The organism is Microbacterium sp. Leaf436, assembly GCF_001424715.1.
In the GTDB taxonomy this organism is placed as follows: Bacteria; Actinomycetota; Actinomycetes; order Actinomycetales; family Microbacteriaceae; genus Microbacterium.
In genome coordinates, this window is the sequence record NZ_LMRB01000002.1 from 869,645 (window position 1) to 893,586 (window position 23,942).

The window sequence follows — 23,942 nt, forward strand, 5'->3', positions numbered from 1 at the left end:
AACGAAGGGAGGCCGCGGCCGTGATGGCGGGACTCAGATCTCGGAGCGCGGACCCGAGACGGTCTTGTTCACGCCGGTCACCGGCTGGTTCTCGTCGAACGAGGCGATGGGCCGCCGGAAGCCGCGGGTCAGGATCACGAGGTAGACCACCCCGAGCGTCGTCCAGATGAGACCGCCGATCAGCGCGTGCCCGTCGAGGTTGACCCACAGCAGAGCGGTGAGCAGTAGGCCGATGGTGGGCATGAGGATGTAGCGCACGATGTCGCCGGGGGTCTTGCGCAGTCCCCGGCGGATCGCGAACCAGGCGATGACCGAGATGTTGACGAACGAGAACGCCACGAGTGCGCCGTAGTTGATGTACGCGGCGATCTGCTCGAGGGTGAACTGGATCGCGAGCAGGCTCACGACGCCGACGATCACGATCGAGAACGTGGGGGTGTGCGTCTTCGGGTTGATGAAACCGAAGATGCGGCGCGGCAGCACGTTGTTGCGTCCCATCACCATGAGCATGCGCGACACCGAGGCGTGCGAGGCGAGCCACGACGCGAGGGTCGCGGCGAAGCCCGCCGCCGTCAGCACGGCCTGCAGCACCGGGCCGCCGACCTGCACTCCGATCTCGGGAAGCGTGCTGTCCTCGGTGGCCTCGGGAGGGAACGCGGTCGAGTCGGGGAAGCGCAGCTGCGTCACGTACGAGGCGACGAGGAAGATCAGGCCTCCGACGACGAGGGTGAGCAGGATCGCCCGCGGCATGATCTTGGGGGTCTTCGCCTCTTCGGAGTACATCGACACCGCGTCGAAGCCGATGAACGAGAAGCACACGACGGTGGCTCCGGCCAGCACGGCGCCGAACTGCACCTCGCTGTGGGCGAAGGGGGCGAGCGACACGGCGGTTCCCGCGCCCGCACCGCCCACGAGCTGCACGACGACCACCACGACGAAGACGGTCATGACGAGGATCGAGAACACCAGCAGGATCATGTTGACGTTCGAGGTGCCCCGCATGGTCAGGTAGATCACGAGGGTCACGCCCGCGGTGAAGACGACGACCCAGATCCAGCCGGGGATGTCGGGGAAGAGCGCCTCCATGTAGCTGCGCAGGATGAGGGCATTCACCATCGGCAGCAGCATGTAGTCGATCAGCGCGGTCCAGCCGACGACGAAGCCGACGCCCGGGTGGATGGCCTCGCGGGCGTACGTGTACGCGGAGCCCGCGCTCGGGATGACGCGGACCATCTTGCCGTAGCTGATGGCGGTGAACACGAGCACGACGAGGGCGACCGCGTAGGCGGCGGGCACGACGTTGTTGGTCTTCTCGGCGACGAGGCCGAAGGTGTCGAAGACGACGGTGGGGGTCATGTACCCCAGGCCCAGGCCGACGATCGACCAGAGTCCCAGGGTGCGGGCCAGTTTCGCGCCCGAGTTCGTGTGCGCGGCCGTGGCGGCGCGGGTGTTGTCGTTCGTGGCTCCTCCAAGAGGGTGCGGCCGCGCGCGCTCGGCGCGAAGCGGGGATGGTGTCGGGTACAGCATCAGGAGCACCGCTCAGGGGTGGGAGCGGGAGAGGGATGCCGGCATCGGTCGGGCCGGCATCCCGGGGGTCAGAGGCGGGTCCAGGCCTCGGTGAGGACGGAACGCAGGATCTGCTCGATCTCGTCGAACTCGGCGGGACCGATGGTGAGGGGCGGCGCGAGTTGGATCACGGGGTCGCCCCGGTCGTCGGCGCGGCAGTACAGGCCGGCGTCGAAGAGGGCCTTCGACAGGAAGCCGCGCAGCAGGCGCTCGGACTCGTCGTCGTCGAAGGTCTCTTTGGTCGCCTTGTCCTTGACGAGCTCGATGCCGAAGAAGTACCCGTCGCCGCGCACGTCGCCGACGATCGGCAGGTCGTTCAGCCGCTCGAGGGTCGAGCGGAAGATCGGGGAGTTCGTGCGCACGTTCTCAAGCAGACCCTCCTCTTCGAACACGTCGAGGTTCTCGAGTGCGACCGCCGCCGAGACGGGGTGTCCGCCGAAGGTGTAGCCGTGCGGGAAGGTCGCGTCGCCGTGGGCGAACGGCTCGTAGATGCGGTCGCTGATGATCGTGCCGCCGAGGGGGGAGTATCCGCTCGTGACCGCCTTGGCGAACGTGATCATGTCGGGTTGGTAGTCGTAGGCGGTCGCGCCGAAGTAGTGGCCGAGTCGGCCGAAGGCGCAGATCACCTCGTCGGAGACGAGGAGCACGTCGTACTTGTCGCAGATCTCCCGCACGCGCTGGAAGTACCCGGCCGGGGCGGGGAAGCAGCCGCCCGCATTCTGGACCGGCTCGAGGAACACCGCGGCCACCGTCTCGGGACCCTCGAACTGGATCATCTGCTCGATGCGGTCGGCGGCCCACAGGCCGAACTCCTCGGGCGTCCCGCCCCCGAAGCCCGACTCCTCGGCGCGGTAGTAGTTCGTGTTCGGCACCCGGAAGCCGCCGGGGGTGACGGGTTCGAACATGTGCTTCATGACCGGCAGGCCGGTGATCGCCAGGGCGCCCTGTGTCGTGCCGTGATAGGCGATCGCGCGCGAGATGACCTTGTGCTTGGTGGGCTTGCCCTGCGTCTTCCAGTACTGCTTGGCGAGCTTGAAGGCGGTTTCGACCGCCTCACCGCCGCCGGTGGAGAAGAAGACGTGGTTCAGGTCGCCGGGGGCGAGGTGCGCGAGGCGTTCGGCGAGCTGGATCGCGGCGGGGTGCGCGTAGGACCACAGGGGGAAGAACGCCAGTTCCTCGGCCTGCTTCGCCGCGGCCTGGGCGATGCGCCGACGGCCGTGACCGGCGTTGACGACGAAGAGACCGGCGAGGCCGTCGATGTACTTCTTGCCGGTGGCGTCGAAGATGTGGTGGCCTTCGCCCTTGACGATGATGGGAACACCCGGGCCGTCGGTCATCGTCGACTGGCGGGAGAAGTGCATCCACAGGTGGTCGCGGGCCTTGGCCTGGAGGTCGGTGTGCAGATCGGTGTCGAGAAGGGTCATCGCGTTCCCCAGTTGTAGAGCTGTCGGTGGAGCTTCAGATAGACGAACGTCTCGGTCGAGACGATGTCGGGCAGCGACCGGATGCGGTCGTTGAGCAGGTCGATCAGGTCGTCGTCGCTCTCGCAGACGACCTCGACGAGCAGGTCGAACGACCCGGCCGTGGAGACCACGTAGGTCACGCCGGGCAGCTCGGTCATCGCGGCCGCGGCGACCCGGGTGTCGCCCGAGACGCGCACGCCGATCATGGCCTGGCGTGCGAAGCCGAGCTGCAGCGGGTCGGTGACCGCCACGATCTGCAGGATGCCGGCATCCTGGAGCTTCTGCACGCGCTGGCGGGTGGCGGTCTCACTGAGACCGACGGCTTTGCCGATCTCGGAGTAGGAGCGCCGCCCGTCCTCCTGCAGCTGCTCGACGATCGCCTTCGACACTCGGTCGAGGACGGCGGTGCGATCAGTGAGGGGAGCCATGATCGGCGACGGTATCAGCGCTGAGCAACCTTTATCAATGATGTTTTCGGCATTTACCAGGGCGTAACAGCGCGGAAACCGCCGAATGCGGAGCGCGCAACCCCGCGGCGGGCGTCTTCGGGAGGGGCCCGCGTATCCCGGGCGCGTCGGGCCCCGTTACGATGACCGCGGGGGTGCGCATGTCCGGGTGGCGGGAACGATGGCGATCGACGCGTCGAGCGGTCGTGCGCGGGGCCGCGGTCGCCGCGGCGGCGACGCTGCTGGCATCCGGTGCCGTGGCTGCTCCGGCGGCGTCTGCGGCGCCCTCGCTGCCGGGCTGGCTGTCGACCCGCGGCTCGACGATCGTCACGGCGTCGGGGTCTCCCTTCACCATCAAGGCGGTCGCCTGGTTCGGCATGGAGACCTCGAACTGCGCCCCGCACGGTCTGTGGTCGATCTCGCTCGACGCGGGACTCGACGCCATCGCCGGCATGGGGTTCAACGCCATCCGCCTCCCGTTCTCGAACGAGTGCCTCGCGGCGAAGACCTCCAACTCGATCAACGGTTCGGTCAACGCCGACCTCGTCGCCCTCTCGCCGCTGAGGCTGATGGACACCGTCATCGCCCGCGCGAAGGCCCGCGGCATCTCGGTGATCCTCGACCGGCACCGGCCCGACTCGGGCGCGCAGAGCGAGCTGTGGTACACCGCGCAGTACAGCGAGAAGCGCTGGATCGACGACTGGAAGATGCTCGCCGCCCGATACAAGAACGAGCCGGCGGTCATCGGCGTCGACCTGCACAACGAGCCCCACGGCCCCGCCTGCTGGAACTGCGGCGACCCCGCGCGCGACTGGCGCGCGGCGGCCACCCGCGCGGGCAACGCCGTGCTGTCGGTCAACCCGAAGCTGCTGATCGTGGTCGAGGGCGTCGAGCGTCAGAACGACGGGAGCAACACGTGGTGGGGCGGCGGCTTGAAAGACGTGCGGTCGGCGCCCGTCACCCTCTCGGTGAAGAACCGCGTCGTCTACTCCCCGCACGAGTACCCCGCGACCGTCCACGCCCAGGAGTGGTTCTCGGCGCCGAACTATCCGGCGAACCTCGAGGGGATCTGGGATGCCAACTGGGGCTACCTGGTGCGCCAGAACATCGCCCCCGTGCTGCTCGGCGAGTTCGGCACCAAGCTCGAGACCGACAGCGACCGGGCCTGGCTGAAGACGCTCGTCGCCTATCTCGCCAAGACGAAGACGAGCTACGCCTACTGGTCGTTCAACCCCAACAGCGGTGACACCGGCGGCCTCGTCGCCGACGACTGGAAGACCCTGCAGAAGGCGAAGCTCGCGGCCCTCGCGCCCATCCTCACGCCGGCGGCGACGCCCAAGCCCACGACGAGCCCGAAGCCGTCCTCGTCGCCGAAGCCCTCGGTGAGCGTCAAGCCGACGACGGTTCCGCTGCCGTCGACCAGCCCCAAGCCCACGTCGAGCCCGAAGCCGTCATCGAGCCCGAAGCCCACGTCGAGCCCGAAGCCCACGTCGAGCCCGAAGCCCACGTCGAGTCCGAAGCCCACGTCGAGCCCGTCGTCGTCGCCGAAGCCCTCCTCGTCGGCGGCGCTCCGCGCGGAGTGGATTCCGCAGAGCGCGTGGGGCGAGGGCTACGTCGCCGAGCTGGCGCTGACCGCCACCGGGTCGGTGAAAGCCTGGACCGTGACCTTCGACGCCCCCGGAACTACGGCCATCACCAGCGCCTGGGGCATGACGTGCAGCGTCACGGGCTCGAGAGTCACGTGTGCCGGCGACGGGTACGGCGCCGTGCTCAGCCCCGGCCAGACCGTGCGCGTGGGGCTGCAAGCGGCGGCCACGCGCGCGCCGACGTCTCCGAAACTCACCGTCGCGGCATCCTGAGCAGACCCCGCTCGTCGTCGGGCGGGCGGTTGCTGCCGGAGCGTCAGGCGTCGCGCGAGAGGAACTCCAGGCCCGCCTCGCGGAACGTCCGCGCGCCGGGGGCGTTCACGTGGTGGCGCCCGGGGATGTCGGCGAACTCGCCGCGGGGGAGGAGCCCCGCCAGGTGCTGCGACTGGTCGTGGATGGGATCCTCGGTGCCCGTCGCGATGAGCACGGGTTGCTGCGGCGGCGACGCCGGGTCGGGGTCGGTCTCGCCCAGGCGCATCCCCTCGGCGATCGCGACCAGGGCCCGCAGGTCGTTTCCGGGTACGCGCTCGGCGAGCGAGACGTAGCGCTGGGTGGTGGCGTCCTCGACCGGGGTGCCGTGGTCGAGGAACGCCCGCGCCTGGTCCACCTGCAGCCGCGCGAGGGGGCGCCCGTCGGGGATGCCGCCGAGCACGGCGCGCTCGACGTGCTCGGGGGCGTCGACGGCGAGCTGCCATCCCACGCGTCCGCCGAGGGAGTACCCGAGGTAGCGCACCTGGTCGAGCAGGTAGGTGTCGAGCACGGCGACGAGGTCGCCCACGAGCGTCGGCATCGTGTACGCCGAGGCCTCGTGCGGCTTGTCGCTCGCCCCGTGGCCGCGCTGGTCGACGGCCACGACGCGGAAGCCCGCCCGCAGCAGGTCGCGCACCCATCCGGTGTTCACCCAGTTGTCGCGCGTGCTCGATCCGAACCCGTGCACGCACAGCACCGGATCGGCGTCGGGGTCGCCCCACGTGTACGTCGCCAGGCGCACGTTGTCGCCGACGATGACGAACTGCGGCGTGGGTATCTCGGTGAGCGCGGGTACGGCATCCATTCCTCCGATCCTGGCAGATGCGCGGGGTGCGTCCGGGTAGTGGTCATAGTGGTCTCATGGGATACACGCGCGCCGAGCTCGAGTCGTACCGGGATGCCACGCGGCCCGACCTCGTCGAGACCGGTGTGCGATTGCTCTTCGTCGGCATCAACCCGGGGCTGTGGACGGCGGCGACCGGCACTCCCTTCGCCCGCCCCGGCAATCGCTTCTGGCCCGCGCTCGTGCAGGCGGGGATCCTCCCGCGGCTGCCCGCCCATGCGGCGCCCCTCGGCGACGAGGATCGCCGCATGATCTTCGACGCGGGGATCGGGGTCACCAACCTCGTCGCGCGGGCGACGGCGCGGGCCGACGAGCTCTCGCGCGACGAGCTGCGCGCCGGTGCGGCGGCGCTCGTCGAGCGCGTCGACGCGCTGCGGCCCCGCGCGGTCGCGGTGGTGGGGCTCACCGCCTACCGCCAGGGCTTCGCGCGTCCGAGAGCCGCCGCGGGGCGGCAGGACGAGGCGATCGCCGGTGTTCCCACGTGGGTGCTCCCCAACCCCAGCGGTCTGAACGCCCACGACACCGTCGCGACTCTCGCCCGCGCCTATGCGGGCCCCGCGCGGGCGGCGGGAGTGCTCGCGTGACCGCCGGTCGTCGTCGCGTGGCCGCACTGGGGGCGCTGATCGTCGTCGTGGGGGCCGGTCTCGTCGTCGCCCGCGGGCTGCCCGACTCGGAGGCCACCGACGTCGCGGGCGACGCGCTGTACGCCGTCGCCGCGTACACCGGTCTCGTGATGCTCTTCCCGCGCGCGTCCCGCGCGCTGCTCGCGCTCGGCGCCGCGCTGTGGTGCGTGGGCGTCGAACTGCTGCAGCTCACGGGGATCCCGCTGGTGCTGGCCGAGGGGTTCCCCCCGCTCGCGCTCGTGCTCGGCGCCGGCTTCGACGCCCGTGACCTCGTCGTGTACGCGTCGGCGGTGGCGGTCGCCCTCGGCGTCGACGCCGTCGTGTCGGCACGGTTCCTCCCCAGGCGACGGGCGCGCACCGACGTCGGAGCCTCCGAGTAGGGTGACCGCGACGACAGGAGGACCCATGTTCGTACGGTTCGAGGGCGAGGTCTTCCGGTGGGAGGCCCGCAGCGACAGCGACTGGTACTTCGTGGCGGTCCCGGTCGAGCTCAGCACCGAGATCCGCGAGGTGCAGACGTATCGTCGCGGGTTCGGCGGCGTGCGCGTCGAGGCGACCATCGGCGGGTCGACCTGGCGCACGTCGATCTTCCCGCAGACCGGTGGCGTGTACGTGCTGCCGCTGAAGCGCGCGGTGCGCGACGCCGAGGGCATCGCCCCCGATGCGGTGGTGCTGGTCGACCTCGTCGTTCTCGACGCCTGAGGTTGCGGATGCCGTGGGCTCTCGCCCCCGCTCTGGCGGTGTTCGCGGTGCTCGGCCTCGTGCTGGTGGTCATCGACGTGCGAACGCACCGCCTCCCCGATGGGCTCGTGCTGCCGGGCGGGGCGATGATCCTGGTGCTGCTGGTCGGCTCGGCGCTGACCATCGGTGAACCCGAACGCGTGGGTGGCGTCGTCGGGGGAGCGGCGCTGGCGTTCGTCGGCTGCCTCGCGGTGCATCTCGCCCGCCCGGCGGCGTTCGGCGGGGGCGACGTCAAGCTCGCCGCGGTCTGCGGCGCGGTCCTCGGATGGTGCGGCGTCGAGGCCGTGGTGTCGGGTCTGGCGGCCGGTTTCGTCGCCGGCGGGGTCGCGGCGGCGGGAACGGTCGCGGCGGGGGAACGCGGCGCCGCGCTCGCCTTCGGCCCCTTCCTTCTCGCCGGAACGTGGTGGCGGGTGCTCTCCGGCCCGGGGTGAGAACAGCGGCCGGCGCCCCCGGAACGTCACGCCTCGGGTGTGAGAGCGTCGAGAGGCGCGCGGCCCGTTCGGCTGTCGCGCGCAGTCCGATCGGTCAACCCCGCTGGCCGGTCGTCTCGGCGTGGATACGCTGACCCCATGCCCGCCCTCATTCGTCGTGTCACCGCGTGGGCCCTGTCGCTCCGTGTCGTGCGCGCCTTCCTCGTCTACTCGGGGGCGCGTGGCCCCATGCTCGCCGACAGCGTGACCTACCGCACCCTGTTCAGCCTGTTCGCCGCGGTGCTGCTGGGCTTCTCGTTCGCCGCGCTCTGGCTCGCGGGGAACCCCGCCGGGTTGAGCGCCCTCACGAGCTCGGTGAACAGCGTGGTCCCCGGTCTCGTCGGCCCCGAGGGGCTGCTCGACGTGAGCAGCATCGATGCCCCGGCGGGCTTCACGCTGGGCGGCATCCTCGGAACCCTCGGTCTTCTGGGCGCCGCGATCGGCGCCATCGGCTCGCTGCGCTCCGCGCTCCGTCAGATCGCCGGGGTGACCACCGACGACACGCTGATCGTGTGGGTGCTGCTGCGCAACCTCGGCGTGGCCCTCGGCATCGGCGTCGCGCTCGTCGCCGCCGCGCTCGTGACGTTCGTCGCCACGGCCGGACTGACCTTCGTGCGCGAGCTCATCGGCGTGTCCGCCGACTCGTGGGTGACCGCGTTCTTCACGTGGCTCGTGTCGACCATCATCGTGCTGGCGCTCGACTCGGCCGCCATCGCGGTGGCGTTCGCGGCCTTGTCCGGGGTGCGCACCCGCCGCAGCACTCTCCTGCGCGGGGCCCTCCTCGGCGGCTTCGGCCTGGTGGTGCTCCAGCAGCTGTCGGGACTGTTCATCGGCGGCGCGAGCAACAACCCGCTGCTGGCGACGTTCGCCTCGCTGATCGCCCTTCTGCTCTGGCTCAACCTGTCGAGCCAGGTGATCCTGATCGCCGGGGCGTACATCACCGTGGCGACGGAAGAAGACCATGACCGCGTCCGCGCCAAGTTCGGCGCGTCGACGATGATCCAGTTCCGCGTCCGCCGCGCCGAGAAGGCCGTCCAGGCGGCGACCGGAGAATTGACGGCCGCGCGCGAGGCCGAAACGAAGGAACGCGAGACGCTCGCCACCGCCGATCCCACCGCCGCCGCGCGCGAGAGCGAGGACGAGTCGAACGCCGGGGCGAAGGCCGGCTCCCGGACCGATGTCTGACCCGCGATCGGCCGTGCTGGCCACCGGTGAACGCGTCGCCGCCTACACGGCCGACGCGGTGCGGGCCGCCGAAGCCCCGCGGCTGGCCGAGGGGCACCCGCTCATGCGTTGGGCGGCGTCGGCCCTCGCCGAGATCGCCGCGGCCGAGTCGGCGCGGGCACCCGGCCCCGTGCTCGTGCTCGTCGGCGCCGGCGACAACGGCGGCGATGCGCTCTACGCCGCGGCCGAGCTCGCCCGGGGGCCCGAGCGCGTCGACGTCGTGCTGGTGCGCGACCGCGTGCACCGCGCCGCCCTCGACGCGGCCGTCGCCGCGGGCGCGCGCGTGCTGCCGGCGTCGGAGGTCTGCGCGCGGGTCGGCGACTACGCGCTGGTGCTCGACGGCATCCTGGGGATCGGGCGCCTGACCGACCGGCGGTTGCGCGGGGGTTCCCGGGCGATCGTCGAGTGCATCCTCGCGCTCACCTCGCGTCGACCGCGGGTGATCGCCGTCGATGTACCGAGCGGGCTCGACCCCGACGAGGGCACCGCGGATGCCGCCGTCCTCCCCGCCGACCTCACTGTGACCTTCGGCGCGCTCAAGGCGGGACTCGTCCGCGGGCGCGGACCCGAGCTGGCCGGACGCGTGCACCTCGTCGATCTCGGCCTCGACCCGTTCCTGCGCCGCGCGCACCCGGCCGTCACCGCGGCGCTCGACGTCGTGTGGGTCACGCCGCCGCAGCACGCCTGAGCGGTCGCGGCGTCGCGGTCTCGCTCCGGAGCGACAGTCGCGTACCCGGGCACGCCGAGCCCCTCGCGATTCGCACGAGGGCTCCGCAGCGACGCCGCGGGGGAGCGCTCGCGACGCGCACGGCCCCGAAAGGCGCGTGCGGCGTCAGCGCGCGTAGCGCTCGACGAACGTCCGCAGTAGGAGCGAGGGTGCCTCGACGGGCGCGCGTCGCACCGCGGCGAGCGTGAGGTCGAGCTCGTCGGCGGCGAAGTAGCCGAAGGCCGCGTAGGCGTGGATCCGAGTGACGATCCCGTCGAGGTCGAGCTCCGGGTGGAACTGCGTCGCGTAGACGTTCTGCCCCAGCCGGAACATCTGCACCGGGCACGTAGGAGACGAGGCCAGCAGCACGGCACCCGAGGGGAGCTCGCTGATCGCTTCTTTGTGGCCGACGAAGGCGGGGAAGGTTTCGGGAAGCCCCGCGGCGAGCGGGTCGTGGCGTCCCTCGGCGGTGAGGGTCACGTCGACGACGCTGATCGGCTCGGCGTACGTGCCGTCGATGGGTGCCCCCAGGTGCGTCCCCAGGGTGCCCACGCCGTAACAGGCGCCGAGGAACGGGGTGTCGCGCGCGACGACCGCCTCGACGAGCGCGGCGATCTCGGCCTCGACACGCTGCTGCACCGCGGACTTGCGCTCGATCGGGTCCGAGGCGTTGAACGGACTTCCCCCGACCAGGATGCCGGAGATCTCGTCGAGGTCGAGATCGGGCATCGACTCGCGTTCCAGGCGCACACGCCGCAGGCGCTCGGGAGGCAGACCCGTGAACCGGAGGAAGAGTGCGTACTCCTCGTCTGCCGGGCCGTCCTGCGCGCGCGTGGCGAGAAGGACGAACGGGCGATCACCGGGCAGGTCCGTCGATGTCACCCGAGCGATTCTAAGCCCGCCCTGTCAAGGCGCGGGGCGCGGTCGGCCCCGCGGTCTACGCTGGCGGTATGGCTATTGCACGACTGACCGGAGGCCCGCTCGACGGGCAGGTGCTCCCCCTCGAGAACGAGACCGACGACACGCTGATCATGCCCTACAGCGAGGGACAGCTCGTCTACCGTCGCGACGGCGGTCTCGAGAACACCGGAGACGCCGACGGCCCCACGCAGGCGGTCTTCGTCTTCTCGGAGGAGACCGAGGACATCAACCCGAACGCCGACGGACGCGACGATTGAGCGCAGACTCGCACGCCGCCTCCAGCGTCGAGATCGAGTCGAAGTACGACGTCGACGACACCACACCCCTGCCCGACTGGTCGGCGCTGCCGGGTGTGGTGTCGGTCGGCGCGGCCGAACCGCGTGACCTCGACGCACGCTACGTCGACACGCCCGCGGCCGACCTGGCCCGCGCCGGCATCGCCGTGCGTCGACGCACCGGCGGCCCCGACGCGGGGTGGCACGTGAAGGGCCCGCTCGACGGCGCGGGTCGCACCGAGACCCACTGGCCGTTGGACGACGACACGTCCACCGCCCCGGGTGCAGACCCGGTGGTGCCTCCGGCGGTCCAGGATGCCGTCGCCGCTCACGCGGCGCCGCCGTTCATCCCGCTCGCGCGGCTGCGGAACGACCGCACCGCGTACGCCCTGCTCGACGCCGACGGTGAGCAGGTCGCCGAGTTCGTCGACGACCACGTGCGCGCGCGCGACGAGCGCCGCGGCGCGGAATCGGCGTGGCGCGAGTGGGAGGTCGAGCTGGGCCCCGCCGGTCCCGCCGACGAGCAGGGGCGCGCGGCATTCTTCGCCGCCGTCGACGCGGCGGTGTTCGCCGCGGGCGGTCGCCCCGCGGCATCCGGATCGAAGCTCGCTCGGGCGCTCGGCCACTGACGCGCCTCGACTCCACACGCCTCCCACCGACGACGAAGGCCCGCCCGGAACACCGGGCGGGCCTTCGTTCTCTGACGGGTCAGAGGTTGATCATGTGCCCCGCGAGGCCGTGGAAGGCCTCTTGCAGGCCCTCCGACAGCGTCGGGTGGGTGTGCACGTTGCGGGCTGCTTCGAGAGCGGTGAGGTCCCACTTCTGCGCCAGCGTGAGCTCGGGCAGAAGCTCCGAGACATCGGGGCCGATGAGGTGGCCGCCGATGAGCTCGAGGGTCTCGGCGTCGGCGACGAGCTTGACGAAACCGACGGGCTCGCCGAGGCCGTTCGCCTTGCCGTTGGCCGAGAACGGGAACTTCGACACCTTGATGTCGTGGCCCGCGTCGCGTGCCTGCTGCTCGGTCAGGCCGAACGAGGCGACCTGCGGGTTGCAGAACGTCGCGCGCGGCATGTTGCGGTAGTCGCCGAGGGTCTGCGTCTCGGCATTGCCGATGGTCTCGGCCGCGACGACGCCCTGGGCCTCGGCCACGTGCGCGAGCTGCAGCTTCGCGGTGACGTCGCCGATGGAGTAGATGTGCGGCACGTTGGTGCGCATGTGGTCGTCGATCTCGATGGCGCCGCGCTCGGTGAGCTTCACGCCCGTGTTCTCGAGACCGAAGCCGTCGACCTTCGGCGCGAAGCCGATCGACATGAGCACGCGGCCGGCGTCGATCGACCCCTGCGAGCCGTCCTTCGCCGTGTAGGCGACGGTGACCTTGTCGCCGTGGTCGGTGACCGAGTCGACCTTGGTCGAGGTGAGGATGTCGACGCCGTAGCCCTTGTACTGCTTCTGGATCTCTTTCGAGACCTCGGCGTCTTCGTTGGGCAGGGCGCGATCGAGGAACTCGATGATGGTGACCTTCACGCCGTAGTTCGTCATGACGTAGGCGAACTCCATGCCGATGGCACCGGCGCCGACGATGACGATCGACTCGGGGAGCTCGCGGGTGAGGATCTGCTCCTCATAGGTCACGACGTTCTCGCTCAGCGTGACGCCCGGGAGCAGACGCACGGTGGAGCCCGTGGCGATGATGACGTTGTCGAAGGTGACCTGCTCCTTCGAGCCGTCGGTCTTGGTCACGTCGAGCGTGTGGTCGTCGGCGAAGTACCCGCGACCCTCGTACTCGGTGACCTTGTTCTTCTTCATCAGGTAGTGGATGCCCTTGACGTGACCGGCGGCCACCGACCGCGAACGGTCGAACGCCTTGCCGAAGTCGAAGTGCACGTCACCCGAGATGCCGAACATGTCGGCCTTCGCGTGGAAGGTGTGAGCGAGGTCGGCGTTGCGCAGAAGGGCCTTGGAGGGGATGCACCCGACGTTGAGGCACACACCGCCCCAGTACTTCTCTTCGACGATCGCGACCGAGAGTCCGAGCTGTGCGCCGCGGACGGCGGCCACATACCCGCCGGGACCCGCACCGAGAATGACCAGATCGTAATGAGGCATGCGCAAATCCTATCGCGCGGGGGTGCCGGTCGACCCGCCACCGGACGCACGACGACGGCCGCGCGACACGACGACGACGATGATCACCGCGGCGACCAGCACGAGCGCGACCACCAGCAGGATCCACGGCAGGGGAGAGGCCTCCGACGCGGTGTCCGCCGGGACGGCGGTGGCATCCGGAGTCGACGTGGGAGCGGCGCTCTCGGCCGTGGTCTGGCTCGCCGAGGGCGCGGGTGAGGAGGTGGGCGTGGCCGTCGCGGTCGGGGTGGGGGCGGCCGCGGGCACGGTGAACGAGAACGACCCGTCGATGGGGTGACCGTCGCTCGACACCACGCGCCAGAGCACCGAGACGGCGCCCGATGCGGGTCCGGCCAGCGGCTGCACGACGGTGCTGCCGTCGACGACCGGCGCGCCGGAGGTCAGCGACGCACCCGACGCGTCGGTGACCTGCACGACGGTGGCTCCGGGGTCGGTCAGCACATCGGCGCTGTAGGTGAAGGTGATCTCGGCGGGCAACGTCTCGAGCACGGCATCGGCCGACGGGTCGGTCGAGACCAGCTCGTCGTGCGCTGCGGCGGGGAGCGCCGGCACGAGCAGAGCCGCGGCGGCCAGCAGGGCGGTCGCGAGGAGGGCGGGGAGGGTGCGCCGACGCGGCGCCACGGGGGAAGTCACTCTCCGACCCTAACGAGGCCTCCCGACACGGGCCTGGGAGCGTCCGTGACGCGCCCGCGTCGGGTGAGAGAAGGAGTGCGCGCGGGTGACCCGGAGCGGGGCGGTGTCCGTCCCGTGGGCCCGCCGCACCCGGGGCGCGGCATGACGACGATGACGCCGCGCGGGCGCGGACTCGACAGGGCCGTCTCCGGGTCGGTAGGTTCGAGTGTCCCCGCCTGGCCTTCCGCGACCCGAAACGCGTTGCCCGGCGTCGACGAACGAAGACACATCACGCATCATCACGGCCCGCGCGAGGCCGGTTCCCCCTCCCCAGGCGAACCGGTCGGGTTATGGTGAACGAGAAGGAGAAGCCGTGGACGAGACCCGCCGATTCGATCGCGACGACATTCGGCGCGCGGCTGACGCCGTCGCGTCCGAGCGCTCGCACGACACGACCGAGACCTTCGGCCACGACGCCGACCTGTCGTTCGTCCCCTTCGGCGCCGACCTCACCGAGGCCGAGCTCGAAGCCATCGACGCGCTTCCCGGAGGCGCTGCCCTTCTGATCGTGCGCTCCGGCCCGACCACCGGCGCTCGGTATCTGCTCGACACCGACGTCACCACGGTCGGACGCCACCCCGAGGCCGACCTCTTCTTCGACGACGTGACCGTCTCGCGTCGCCACGCCGAGATCATCCGCACGGGCACGGCGTTCGAGATCGTCGACCAGCGCTCGCTCAACGGGAGCTACGTCAACGGCGAACGCGTCGACCGCTCCGCCCTCGTCAACGGCGCCGAGGTGCGCATCGGCAAGTTCCGGCTGAACTTCTTCGGTTCGCCGGTCGACCTGCCCGCGGCAGAGCACTGATGGCGGCAGCCCCCTCCCGTGGTCGTCAGACGGCTGCGGGGCTGCTCAGCATCGGTCAGGTGCTCGCGCGTCTGACCCCCGATTTCCCGGCCCTCACCTCCAGCAAGCTGCGCTTCCTCGAGGTGCAGGGCATCGTCTCGCCCACGCGCACCGAGTCGGGCTACCGAAAGTTCTCACCGGCCGACCTCGAGCGTCTGCGCATGGCGCTCACGCTCCAGCGCGACCACTACCTGCCGCTCGTCGTCATCCGCGACTACCTGGCCGAGCTCGACGCGGGCCGTAACCCCGCCCCGCCGACGTCGATCCCGTCGATGACCGCCGCCCCGCGCCGCTACCGGCGCGACGAGCTGCTGAGCACCGCGGGTGCCGGCCCCCAGCTGCTGAACGACGCCGTGAGCACCGGCGTGATCACGGCGGCCGAGACCTACCCGGAGCAGACCGTCGCGCTTCTGCGCGCCCTGGTCGCCCTCGACCGTCACGGGATCGAGCCCCGCCACGTGCGGGCGCTGCGACAGAGCGCGGAGCGCGAGGTTGCACTCGTCGAGTCGGCGATGTCGGCCCTGCTGCGGCGTCCCGACGCGGCATCCCGAGCCCGTGCGAGCGAGCTCGCGCCCGAGCTCGCCACCCGTCTCGACGAGGTGCGGGGGATGTTCGTGCGCGAAGCGCTCGAGCGGATCCTGTCCTGATTGCGACACGCCGCAGCCCCCGACGCGGATGTCATTGCCGGGGGACCCTCGCTGATCTAGCGTGGAAGGAACGAACCGATGAGGAGGAACGCGAGCATGAACGCTGGCGACGCACTCGGTGAACCCCGGTTCGCTTCCGATCTCCTCTTCACCGACGGTCTGCCCGAGATGGACGACGACACCGGTTATCGCGGCGCCGTCGCCGCCCGTGCCGCCGGCATCACGTACCGTCAGCTCGACTACTGGGCCCGCACCGAACTCGTCGTTCCGACCGTCCGCGGGGCGAGCGGCTCGGGTTCGCAGCGTCTGTACGGCTTCCGCGACATCCTCGTGCTCAAGCTCGTCAAGCGCCTGCTCGACACCGGCATCTCGCTGCAGCAGATCCGCACCGCCGTCGATCAGCTCCGCGCGGCGGGGATCCGCGACCTCGCCGGCACCACGCTGATGAGCGACGGGGCCTCGGTCTACCTGTGCACCTCGAACGACGAGGTCATCGACCTGGTCAGCCGCGGTCAGGGCGTCTTCGGCATCGCGGTCGGCAAGGTGCTGCGCGAGGTCGAGTCGACGCTGGTCGACTTCGAGTCGGCCACGTCCGACTCCGTCGACGAGCTGGCGGCCCGTCGTGCCGCCCGCACCGCCTGACCGCACCCCGCACCTCTCCGCCCCCCCCGGATGCCACGGCATCCGGGATTCGCTTTGTCCCGCGCGCGAGGGGCCACGTTCTGTCGCTTCGCCCCGACCCGAGGCGACAATGCTCGGCGACTCACGCGGGGGCGACCACGGGGAGCGAGACGAGAGACGCCGCCCGGCTGCGGGGCAGCGGGACGGCGTCTCGTCGAGAAAGCGGCGTCGGTCAGGCCTGCGGGGCCTCGTTCTCGACGGGGATGCGGCCGGTGCGCACGATCCGGTCGAGCAGGGCGTCGAAGTCGGCGGCGAGTTCCTGCGCGCTGTCGCCGGGCCAGACGTGCAGCGGCTTGGCCGCACCCTGCGCCTGCTGCAGCGAGGTGCGCTCGGGCAGCTGCGGGTTGAGCACGAGGGGGCCGAACATGTCGCGGAGCTCCTTGATGCGGAACTGGTGCTCGATCGACTGCGGGCGCACGCGGTTCACCACGACGCCGAGGGGCTGCAGCCGCGGCGAGAGACCGCGGCGGATCTCCTCGATCGCGCGGAGCGCGCGGTCGGCGGCGGCCACCGAGAACAGGCCCGGCTCGGTCACCACGACGACGCGGTCGCTCGCCGCCCACGCGGTGCGCGTGAGGGCGTTCAGCGACGGGGCGCAGTCGATGAGCACGAGGTCGTAGTCGGCCTCGATCGTCGCGAGCGCCTCTTCGAGCTTCCACACATCGCGGACGCTCGGGTGCGGACCGTCGAAGTTGATGGCCGAGGGGCTGCCGATGAGCACATCGATCGTGCCGGGGTGGACCTTCGCCCAGCCGCTCGAGGTGATCGCCTGACGGACGACCTTCTCTTTCGGGTTCGCGAGGACATCGGCGATGTTGAGACGGCCGGCGACCTGGATGTCCATACCGGTCGACACATCGGACTGGGGGTCGAGGTCGACGACGAGAGTGCGAACGCCACGTGCGAAGGCAGCGGATGCCAGCCCGAGCGTCACGGTCGTCTTGCCGACCCCGCCTTTCAAAGAGCTGACGGAGAGTACGTGCACGAGAGTCCACGTTACCGTCCCCTAGGCTGTGAGCACATTCAGCTCCGCCAGCTTGACGTGAGGTGCGCATGTTCTCGAAGATTCTGGTCGCCAATCGGGGAGAGATCGCCATCCGCGCGTTCCGAGCCGCCTACGAGGTCGGCGCGCGCACGGTCGCGGTCTACCCCTACGAGGACCGTGCGTCGCTGCACCGCCTGAAGGCCGACGAGGCCTACCAGATCGGCGAGCGCGGCCACCCGGTGCGCGCGTACCTCGACGTCGACGAGATCATCCGCGTCGCACGCGAATGCGGGGCGGATGCCATCTACCCGGGCTACGGGTTCCTCTCCGAGAACCCCGAGCTCGCCGAGAAGGCCGCCGCCCACGGCATCACCTTCATCGGCCCGCCCGCCGAGGTGCTGTCGATGGCGGGCAACAAGGTCACCGCCAAAGAGCACGCGGTCGCCGCCGGCGTTCCGGTGCTGCGCTCCACCGCGGCCTCCGACGACATCGACGCCCTGGTCGCGCAGGCCGACGACATCGGCTTCCCGCTCTTCGCCAAGGCCGTGGCCGGCGGCGGCGGGCGCGGCATGCGTCGCGTCGAGGCACTCGGCGAACTCGCCCCGGCGCTGGCCGAGGCGATGCGCGAAGCGCAGAGCGCCTTCGGCGACGCGCGCATGTTCCTCGAACAGGCCGTGCAGCGTCCCCGCCATATCGAGGTGCAGATCCTCGCGGATGCCACGGGCGAGACCATCCACCTGTTCGAGCGCGACTGCTCGGTGCAGCGCCGGCACCAGAAGGTCATCGAGATCGCCCCCGCGCCCAACCTCGACGAGACGGTGCGACAGGACCTGCACCGCTACGGGGTCGCGTTCGCCCGGTCGATCGGCTACCAGAACGCCGGAACCGTCGAGTTCCTGCTCGAGACCGCGGGGCCGCGCACCGGCGAGGTCGTCTTCATCGAGATGAACCCCCGCATCCAGGTCGAGCACACCGTGACCGAGGAGGTCACCGACGTCGACCTCGTGCAGTCGCAGATGCGCATCGCCGCCGGCGAGACCCTCGCCGACCTGCACCTCACGCAGGACGAGGTGCACCTGCGCGGTGCCGCCCTGCAGTGCCGCATCACCACCGAGGACCCCACGCAGGGCTTCCGCCCCGACACCGGCAAGATCACCACGTACCGTTCGCCGGGCGGTGCCGGCATCCGCCTCGACGGCGGCACGACCGCCGCGGGCTCGCAGGTGAGCCCGCACTTCGACTCGATGCTGTCGAAGCTCAGCTGCCGCGGCCGCGACTTCCCGGCAGCCGTCGCCCGCGCCCGCCGCGCCCTGGCGGAGTTCCGCATCCGCGGAGTGTCGACGAACATCTCGTTCCTTCGGGCGGTGCTCGACGATCCCGCCTTCGTGGCGGGCGACCTCAGCACCTCGTTCATCGACGAGCGCCCCGAGCTGCTGGTGGGCCGCGAGTCGAAGGACCGCGGTACCAAGGTGCTGTCGTGGCTCGTCGACACCACGGTGAACCGACCGAACGGCGAGAACCCGCTGTCGATCGACCCGGGTGCCAAGCTCCCCGCGCTCGACCTCGTGGAGCCCGCGCCCGCGGGCTCGCGCCAGCGCCTGCAGGAGCTCGGGCCCGTCGGCTTCGCCCGAGCGCTGCGGGAGCAGACGGCTCTCGCGGTCACCGAGACGACGTTCCGCGACGCCCACCAGTCTCTGCTCGCCACCCGCGTGCGCACCCGCGACCTCGCCCGCGTCGCGCCGTACGTCGCGCGCATGACGCCCGGCCTGCTGTCGGTCGAGGCCTGGGGCGGCGCGACGTACGACGTCGCCCTGCGCTTCCTCGGCGAAGACCCGTGGGAGCGCCTCGACGCCCTCCGCGCCGCGCTCCCGAACGTCGCGATCCAGATGCTCCTGCGCGGGCGGAACACCGTCGGGTACACCCCGTACCCCACCGAGGTCACCCACGCATTCGTCGCCGAGGCAGCGGCATCCGGTGTCGACATCTTCCGCATCTTCGACGCCCTCAACGACGTCTCGCAGATGCGCCCGGCGATCGACGCGGTGCTCGCGACCGGAACCGCGGTGGCCGAGGTGGCCATCTGCTACACCGGCGACCTTCTCGACCCGGCCGAGACCCTGTACACGCTCGACTACTACCTGGGGCTCGCCGAACAGATCGTCGACGCGGGCGCGCACATCCTCGCCATCAAGGACATGGCGGGTCTGCTGCGCCCGGCCGCGGCGTCGCGCCTGGTCACGGCGCTGCGCGAGAGGTTCGACCTGCCCGTGCACGTGCACACCCACGACACCGCCGGGGGACAGCTCGCCACCCTGCTGGCCGCCTCGGCGGCGGGGGCGGATGCCGTGGACGCGGCCGCCGCTCCCATGGCGGGCACCACGAGCCAGCCGTCGTTGTCGGCCCTGGTCGCCGCCCTCGCGCACACCGAGCGCGACACCGGGCTGGATCTCGAGGCCGTGAGCGACCTGGAGCCGTACTGGGAGGCCGTGCGCCACCTGTACCGTCCGTTCGAGTCGGGCCTCTCGGGCCCCACCGGCCGCGTGTACCGTCACGAGATCCCGGGTGGCCAGCTGTCGAACCTGCGTCAGCAGGCCATCGCGCTGGGCCTGTCCGACGACTTCGAGCTCATCGAGGACATGTACGCCGCCGCCGATCGCATCCTGGGGCGCGTTCCCAAGGTCACCCCGTCGTCGAAGGTGGTGGGCGATCTCGCCCTGCACCTCGCCGCGGTCAAGGCGGACCCCGCCGACTTCGAGCAGAACCCCGACAAGTACGACGTCCCCGATTCGGTCGTGTCGTTCATGGCGGGCGAGCTCGGCGACCTGCCCGGTGGGTGGCCGGAGCCGTTCCGATCGAAGGTGCTCGCCGGTCGCGACGTGAAGATCGGCGTCACGCCCCTCTCCGATGACGACACGGCGGCGCTCGCGGGAGCCCCGGCCGAGCGCCGCGCGCGCCTCAACCATCTGCTGTTCCCCGGGCCCACGCGCATCTTCGAGGAGATGCGCGCGTCGTACGGCGATCTCAGCGTGCTCGACACGGCCGACTACCTGTACGGACTCCGCGCGGGCGGGGAGCACACCGTCGAGATCGAGCGCGGCGTGCAGCTGTTCGTGGGCCTCGAGGCCGTGGGCGACGCCGACGACAAGGGCATGCGCACCGTCATGACCACGCTCAACGGGCAGCTGCGCCCCGTGTTCGTGCGTGATCGCTCGGTCAACGTCGAGGCGCGTCAGGCCGAGAAGGCCGACACGTCCACGCCGGGGCAGGTCGCAGCTCCTTTCTCGGGCGTGGTCACCATCAAGGCCGCGGTCGGCGACCACGTCACCGCGGGTCAGGCCGTCGCATCGATCGAGGCGATGAAGATGGAGGCCGCGATCGCGGCGTCCGTCGACGGTGTCGTCGAACGTGTCGCCATCGTTACCACACAGCAGGTGGAAGCGGGAGACCTTTTGCTGGTAATCCGCCACGCGCAGTAACCTGGGAGGGGGCGCTTTCGCGCCCTCTTCCCGTTTGGAGACTGCAGTGACCCCCGACCGCACCGACGCGAACCCCGACGAGAACGCAGAACACGGCGTCCTCGACGAGAGCGGGAACCTCGACACCGCCAGCATCACGATCCTCGGAGGACACATCGCCCAGGTCAACGTCGACCTGCCGACCGTGTCCGACGACGACGACCTCGACGACGACGTCATCGAGGACGAGGTCGTGATCGACGACGCCGATCTGCGCCCCCTCGAGGCGCCCGAGTTCCGTGATTCCCCCCTTGAGCGTTCCACCGAGATCGTCCACGAGCCGCATGTCGAGCAGTTGCCGACCGGCGACATCATCCTCGAGCCGCACCATGACGAGGCCTCTGTCGGCGACGCCGAAGACGGCGATCACGACATCCACGACGCCGAGATCGTGCACGACGACGACCAGGCCGGTCATGCGTCGGCGGGCGATACGTGGGTCGACGTGGCCGTCGCTCACGCGACGGCGGACGACGAGGGGGATGCCGACGCCACCGACGCGCGGGAGGATTCCGCGCCGTCGCACGCTCAGGAGTCTCATGCCGCAGCGTCGGAGGTCGACGAGACCTCGGAGCCCGAGAGCACGGGCGGCCAGGACTCGGAGGACGACGTCGTCGAGAGCGACGTCGTCGAGACCGACCTCGGCGATACGCACCGCGGCGATGCGCACCGCGGCGATGCGCACGGCGGCGATGCGCCCGCCGTCGACCCGCAGGACGACGCTGCGGACCACGACGACGACGCTCACGCCCCGGACGCGCACGACGCGGAAGCTCACGCGTTCGACGGAGTGACGTCGTCGGCCGACGACGAGGAGAGCGGCGTGAACGAGAGCTCCGCCGCCCTCGACGACCTCCACGACGTCGAGATCGTCGACGACGCCGAACTGTTCGCCGCGGATGCCGCGGACGGAGACGTCGAGCAGACCGAGCTGACCGCCGATCCGGCGCTGGCCGCGCCCGCCGATCCCGAGGGCGATGCGCCGCGGGAGGCCGAGTCGACCGACGTCGCGCGCACCGAGATCGATGACGACGTCACCGAGTCCGCAGGTTCCGACACCGCGGCCGAGGCCGTCGGGCTGCGCGCCGACGACGAGAGCGCGCGTGAGGCCGCCGTCGTTTCCGACGTCGACGCCTCGACGTCGCTCACGCGTGCTCCGTGGGTTCCCGCCCCCGCGGCGGGCGGACCCCGTGCCGAGGCCGAGGCGCCCGGCGAAGACGACGCGCACACCGACACCGACGCGCACACCGACGCGGCCGTCGACACCGACGTGCCCGTCGAGGCAGACGACACCGCCGCAGAGGCTTCCGTCCGCACGTCCGCCGAGGAGGCCGATGTGCCCGACGCCGAGCAGCTCGACGCGCGCCCGGTCGTCCGCGAGTTCGAGACGTCCTCGACGTCGATCGTGATGGCGCCCCCCACCGACGACGTCGCTGTCGCCGCGGCATCCGCCGGTACCCCGTCCGCCAGCGGCGCCACCCCGACCGCGCCGCAGGCTCCGACCACCGCGTCGACCACCGCGCCGAGCACAGTGACCCCCGAGCCCGCGTCCCCCGCGGACGAGGTCGCACAGGCCGAGGTCGCGCCGCGGAAGGCCACCGCCCCCGCCACGGGGACGGTCCCGACCACCCGCGCAGAGCGCGCGGCGACCGGTGTGATCGGAACGGTGCCGCTCACGCGCCGCAGCGCCCAGCAGGCCGATGAGGCCGCGCGCGTCGGGCGCGCCCACGCGCTCGAACGCGTGAAGACGCCCGAGCCCGAGGTGTCGCTCACGAGCAAGCGTCTCGGCCAGGTGGGGGACACGCGTGAGAGCGCCGACCTGCTCACCGCCGACCGGCTGCTCGATCCGCGGCAGATCGCCCGCCCCGAGCCCGAGGGCCTGTGGCGTCAGCTGGTGTACTCGGTGTCGGGTCACCGCATCAACCTCGGCGACGGCCGTCGTGCGCGCCAGCGCAAAGAGCTCGACCGCCGCATCTCGGCCCCGCTCGTCGGCGGTGCGCGATTCGTGCCGGTGCTCTCGCGCAAGGGCGGCGTCGGCAAGACGACCGTGACGTCGCTGCTGGGTATGGCCTTGGCCGACGCCCGCGAGGACCGCATCATCGCGGTCGACGCGAACCCCGACCGCGGAACCCTTGCCGATCGTGTCGGGAGCGCCAACGGCCGCACCGTGCGCGACCTCGTCCGCGCGCACGACGAGATGTCGGGATACAACGACGTCTCGTCGATCGTGGCCCGGGATGCCACGCGCCTGGACGTGCTGGCATCCGATACCGACCCGCGGGTGTCGGAGGCCTTCAGCGACGACGACTACCGTCAGGTCGCCGACGTCGCCGCGCACTACTATTCGATCGTGCTGACCGACACCGGCACGGGCATCGTCCACTCGGTGATGGGGGCCACCCTCGAGCTCGCGGACACGCTCGTCATCGTCGCCGGCCTCTCGGTCGACGAGGCCCGCCTGGCCTCGGAGACGCTGACGTGGCTCGAGACGAACGGGTACACGACGCAGGTGCGCGATGCCGTCGTCGTGCTCAACAACTCGCGGCCAGGTGCACCGCTCGTGCGCGAGAGCGAGCTCGAGGCGCACTTCCGCTCGCGCGTGCGCACCGTCATCCGCATGCCGTACGACGCGCGCATCGCCGCGGGCAGCGCGATCACGTTCCGCGAGCTGCAGCCGGCCACCCGCCAGGCGGCCCGCGAGCTCGCGGCCGCCGTGGTCGAAGGGCTTCGCGCTCCGGTGGCCGCGGCATGACCGTCCGTGCGATCCGGCTGTTCGGCGACCCCGTGCTCCGCGCCGTCAGCGCGCCCATCGAGACGATCGACGACGGCATCCGCTCGCTCGTGCGGGATCTGCTCGACACGGTCGCGCTCCCCGGCCGGGCCGGAGTCGCGGCCCCCCAGATCGGGGTGAACCTGCGCGCCTTCAGCTACAACATCGACGGTGACATCGGCTACGTGCTGAACCCCGTGCTGGTCGAGACCCGTGGCGAGCCGCAGCCGGTGGGAGAGGGCTGCCTCTCGGTTCCGGGCCTCTGGCACGACGCGCAGCGATTCCCCTGGGCGCGGGTCGAGGGCATCGACCTCGACGGCGAACCGGTCGTGCTCGAGGGTGAGGGCTTGCTCGCCCAGGCGCTGCAGCACGAGACCGACCACCTCGACGGGATGCTGTACCTGTCGCGTCTTCCCGCCGACACGCGGCGCGAGGCCATGCGCCAGGTGCGCGAGAGCGACTGGTTCTGACCCGCACGCCGTCGCATCCGGTCGGGCGCATCGTCT

At 71.1% G+C, this 23,942-nt stretch carries 23 protein-coding genes; 15 read left to right on the forward strand and 8 right to left on the reverse strand.

Features of this window, described 5'->3' with window-relative positions:
• Nucleotides 1–33: 33 nt before the first annotated feature.
• The 3 genes from ASG45_RS08325 to ASG45_RS08335 all read right to left on the reverse strand — a co-directional run bounded on the left by ASG45_RS08325 (nt 34) and on the right by ASG45_RS08335 (nt 3,457).
• Nucleotides 34–1,527: an APC family permease gene (locus tag ASG45_RS08325; protein WP_268773239.1), complete on the reverse strand. Its 1,494-nt coding sequence runs from the start codon at nt 1,525–1,527 to the stop codon at nt 34–36.
• Nucleotides 1,528–1,595: 68 nt separating this feature from the next.
• A complete protein-coding gene (locus tag ASG45_RS08330; protein ID WP_055835424.1) occupies nt 1,596–2,990 on the reverse strand; it encodes an aspartate aminotransferase family protein in 1,395 nt (464 codons plus the stop codon).
• On the reverse strand, nt 2,987–3,457 hold the full coding sequence (locus ASG45_RS08335) for an Lrp/AsnC family transcriptional regulator (RefSeq protein ID WP_055835427.1): 471 nt from the start codon (nt 3,455–3,457) through the stop codon (nt 2,987–2,989). The genes ASG45_RS08330 and ASG45_RS08335 overlap by 4 nt, the downstream gene beginning before the upstream one ends.
• 179 nt (nt 3,458–3,636) lie before the next feature.
• On the opposite strand from ASG45_RS08335, the gene ASG45_RS08340 reads away from it, so the two are divergent.
• The gene (locus tag ASG45_RS08340) at nt 3,637–5,334 is read left to right on the forward strand and encodes a cellulase family glycosylhydrolase (protein WP_082516540.1); all 1,698 of its coding nucleotides are present in this window, start codon (nt 3,637–3,639) and stop codon (nt 5,332–5,334) included.
• Between the two features lie 43 nt (nt 5,335–5,377).
• On the opposite strand, the gene ASG45_RS08345 is transcribed toward ASG45_RS08340, so the two are convergent.
• Nucleotides 5,378–6,175 (reverse strand): alpha/beta fold hydrolase, encoded by a 798-nt coding sequence (locus ASG45_RS08345; protein WP_055835433.1) that lies wholly within the window; start codon nt 6,173–6,175, stop codon nt 5,378–5,380.
• Nucleotides 6,176–6,231: 56 nt separating this feature from the next.
• On the opposite strand from ASG45_RS08345, the gene ASG45_RS08350 reads away from it, so the two are divergent.
• The 6 genes from ASG45_RS08350 to ASG45_RS08375 all read left to right on the forward strand — a co-directional run bounded on the left by ASG45_RS08350 (nt 6,232) and on the right by ASG45_RS08375 (nt 9,960).
• On the forward strand, nt 6,232–6,798 hold the full coding sequence (locus ASG45_RS08350; RefSeq protein ID WP_055835436.1) for a mismatch-specific DNA-glycosylase: 567 nt from the start codon (nt 6,232–6,234) through the stop codon (nt 6,796–6,798).
• Nucleotides 6,795–7,217 carry a ribosomal maturation YjgA family protein gene (locus ASG45_RS08355; RefSeq protein ID WP_055835439.1) on the forward strand — a complete coding sequence of 141 codons (423 nt, stop codon included), beginning with the start codon at nt 6,795–6,797 and terminating at the stop codon, nt 7,215–7,217. The genes ASG45_RS08350 and ASG45_RS08355 overlap by 4 nt, the downstream gene beginning before the upstream one ends.
• A 25-nt stretch (nt 7,218–7,242) precedes the next feature.
• Nucleotides 7,243–7,539 carry a DUF1905 domain-containing protein gene (locus ASG45_RS08360; protein WP_055835442.1) on the forward strand — a complete coding sequence of 99 codons (297 nt, stop codon included), beginning with the start codon at nt 7,243–7,245 and terminating at the stop codon, nt 7,537–7,539.
• Between the two features lie 8 nt (nt 7,540–7,547).
• Nucleotides 7,548–8,009 carry a prepilin peptidase gene (locus ASG45_RS08365; protein ID WP_055835445.1) on the forward strand — a complete coding sequence of 154 codons (462 nt, stop codon included), beginning with the start codon at nt 7,548–7,550 and terminating at the stop codon, nt 8,007–8,009.
• 138 nt (nt 8,010–8,147) lie between these two features.
• Nucleotides 8,148–9,233 carry a YihY/virulence factor BrkB family protein gene (locus tag ASG45_RS08370; protein ID WP_055835449.1) on the forward strand — a complete coding sequence of 362 codons (1,086 nt, stop codon included), beginning with the start codon at nt 8,148–8,150 and terminating at the stop codon, nt 9,231–9,233.
• Nucleotides 9,226–9,960, forward strand: a complete 735-nt coding sequence (locus tag ASG45_RS08375) for an NAD(P)H-hydrate epimerase (RefSeq protein WP_055835454.1) — start codon at nt 9,226–9,228, stop codon at nt 9,958–9,960. The genes ASG45_RS08370 and ASG45_RS08375 overlap by 8 nt, the downstream gene beginning before the upstream one ends.
• A gap of 144 nt (nt 9,961–10,104) precedes the next feature.
• Here ASG45_RS08375 and ASG45_RS08380 read toward each other — a convergent pair whose 3' ends face one another.
• The gene (locus ASG45_RS08380) at nt 10,105–10,860 is read right to left on the reverse strand and encodes a glutamine amidotransferase (protein WP_082516517.1); all 756 of its coding nucleotides are present in this window, start codon (nt 10,858–10,860) and stop codon (nt 10,105–10,107) included.
• Between the two features lie 68 nt (nt 10,861–10,928).
• On the opposite strand from ASG45_RS08380, the gene ASG45_RS08385 reads away from it, so the two are divergent.
• Together ASG45_RS08385 and ASG45_RS08390 are read left to right on the forward strand one after the other, a co-directional pair.
• Nucleotides 10,929–11,156: a hypothetical protein gene (locus ASG45_RS08385; protein WP_055835457.1), complete on the forward strand. Its 228-nt coding sequence runs from the start codon at nt 10,929–10,931 to the stop codon at nt 11,154–11,156.
• Complete coding sequence (locus tag ASG45_RS08390; RefSeq protein WP_055835461.1) at nt 11,153–11,803, forward strand: CYTH domain-containing protein; 651 nt, start codon at nt 11,153–11,155, stop codon at nt 11,801–11,803. The genes ASG45_RS08385 and ASG45_RS08390 overlap by 4 nt, the downstream gene beginning before the upstream one ends.
• 79 nt (nt 11,804–11,882) lie before the next feature.
• On the opposite strand, the gene lpdA is transcribed toward ASG45_RS08390, so the two are convergent.
• Both lpdA and ASG45_RS08400 read right to left on the reverse strand, forming a co-directional pair.
• Nucleotides 11,883–13,280, reverse strand: coding sequence for a dihydrolipoyl dehydrogenase (gene lpdA / locus ASG45_RS08395; protein WP_055835463.1), 1,398 nt, complete (start codon nt 13,278–13,280; stop codon nt 11,883–11,885).
• A 9-nt stretch (nt 13,281–13,289) separates the two neighbouring features.
• The gene (locus ASG45_RS08400) at nt 13,290–13,952 is read right to left on the reverse strand and encodes a copper resistance CopC family protein (RefSeq protein ID WP_082516518.1); all 663 of its coding nucleotides are present in this window, start codon (nt 13,950–13,952) and stop codon (nt 13,290–13,292) included.
• Between the two features lie 352 nt (nt 13,953–14,304).
• On the opposite strand from ASG45_RS08400, the gene ASG45_RS08405 reads away from it, so the two are divergent.
• The 3 genes from ASG45_RS08405 to ASG45_RS08415 all read left to right on the forward strand — a co-directional run bounded on the left by ASG45_RS08405 (nt 14,305) and on the right by ASG45_RS08415 (nt 16,127).
• Complete coding sequence (locus tag ASG45_RS08405) at nt 14,305–14,799, forward strand: FHA domain-containing protein (RefSeq protein WP_055835469.1); 495 nt, start codon at nt 14,305–14,307, stop codon at nt 14,797–14,799.
• Nucleotides 14,799–15,485, forward strand: coding sequence for a transcriptional regulator FtsR (gene ftsR / locus ASG45_RS08410; RefSeq protein ID WP_055835472.1), 687 nt, complete (start codon nt 14,799–14,801; stop codon nt 15,483–15,485). The genes ASG45_RS08405 and ftsR overlap by 1 nt, the downstream gene beginning before the upstream one ends.
• Nucleotides 15,486–15,581: 96 nt before the next feature.
• Nucleotides 15,582–16,127, forward strand: coding sequence for a MerR family transcriptional regulator (locus tag ASG45_RS08415; RefSeq protein ID WP_055835475.1), 546 nt, complete (start codon nt 15,582–15,584; stop codon nt 16,125–16,127).
• Between the two features lie 211 nt (nt 16,128–16,338).
• On the opposite strand, the gene ASG45_RS08420 is transcribed toward ASG45_RS08415, so the two are convergent.
• Nucleotides 16,339–17,151, reverse strand: a complete 813-nt coding sequence (locus ASG45_RS08420) for a ParA family protein (RefSeq protein WP_055835478.1) — start codon at nt 17,149–17,151, stop codon at nt 16,339–16,341.
• A 68-nt stretch (nt 17,152–17,219) separates the two neighbouring features.
• Here ASG45_RS08420 and ASG45_RS08425 point away from each other — a divergent pair, with 68 nt between their 5' ends.
• From ASG45_RS08425 to def, 3 genes are read left to right on the forward strand one after another with little or no spacing between them, the layout of a single operon-like run.
• Nucleotides 17,220–20,627, forward strand: coding sequence for a pyruvate carboxylase (locus ASG45_RS08425; protein WP_055836004.1), 3,408 nt, complete (start codon nt 17,220–17,222; stop codon nt 20,625–20,627).
• 46 nt (nt 20,628–20,673) lie between these two features.
• The gene (locus tag ASG45_RS16610) at nt 20,674–23,418 is read left to right on the forward strand and encodes a nucleotide-binding protein (RefSeq protein WP_235561586.1); all 2,745 of its coding nucleotides are present in this window, start codon (nt 20,674–20,676) and stop codon (nt 23,416–23,418) included.
• Nucleotides 23,415–23,906: a peptide deformylase gene (gene def / locus ASG45_RS08435; RefSeq protein ID WP_055835481.1), complete on the forward strand. Its 492-nt coding sequence runs from the start codon at nt 23,415–23,417 to the stop codon at nt 23,904–23,906. Before ASG45_RS16610 ends, def begins: the two co-directional genes overlap by 4 nt.
• Nucleotides 23,907–23,942: the final 36 nt, after the last annotated feature.